The sequence below is a fragment of the Modicisalibacter coralii genome (assembly GCF_004117855.1).
GTDB classification, from domain to species: domain Bacteria; phylum Pseudomonadota; class Gammaproteobacteria; order Pseudomonadales; family Halomonadaceae; genus Modicisalibacter; species Modicisalibacter coralii.
The window spans coordinates 1-632 of the sequence record NZ_QWBW01000070.1; the positions used below are offsets into that span (position 1 = coordinate 1).

At 69.8% G+C, this 632-nt stretch carries 1 protein-coding gene; it reads right to left on the minus strand.

Annotation, left to right across the window (positions count from 1 at the left end; translation table 11 throughout):
* Positions 1–576: putative ATP-dependent zinc protease (locus tag D0901_RS20815; RefSeq protein ID WP_129142190.1), on the minus strand; the 576-nt coding region annotated here is incomplete at its 3' end.
* Between the last annotated feature and the right edge of the window lie 56 nt (positions 577–632).

A 632-nucleotide genomic window follows, 5' to 3' on the forward strand; every position in this document is an offset into this window, starting at 1 on the left:
GATCCGCACCCGGCGCGTGATCTCCGCCTCGATCCATCGATCGCGGACGCTGTCGACGACGACGGCGTCGTCGAGCGCCAGCTTGAAGCGCACCCAGTCCTCGCCGTCGCGCTCGAACTCGGTGATGTCGCGGGCCGACAGCGAGCCGGTATTGGCCCCGGTGTCCAGGCGCGCCTTGAGGTAGGTGCCGAGGGTCGGGAAGCCGACCCATTCACTGCGCCCCACGACTTCCATGTTCTCGAGGGACGGATCCACGCTGGTCGGGCAGTCGGGGACCTTGATGGCGGGCTCGCTATCGCGTTGCTGGAGATCGCCGCGCAGTGCCTTGAGCTGCAAGGTCGCCGCCCGTCGCGACGACACGGGACAGCGTCTGGCCGTCCTGCAGGGCGATGTCCGGGCGGCGTCGACCGCACACTGCGCGGCCAGGGTGTTCTCGAGTTCGGCGATGCGGTCATCGAAGCGCGACGTGGTCAGCAGCGTGTCGAGGCGCGGATCCTGGGAAGCCGGCAGGGCGCAGCCCCCCAGTAGCAAGAGCAGGCCGGCGGCGATCGCCGGCCTCGAGTGTCGAATCGGCATGACGGGGATCCTTGTCGACCGTGTCGGGGCCGTCGGTCGCTGGCGACCGACGGCAC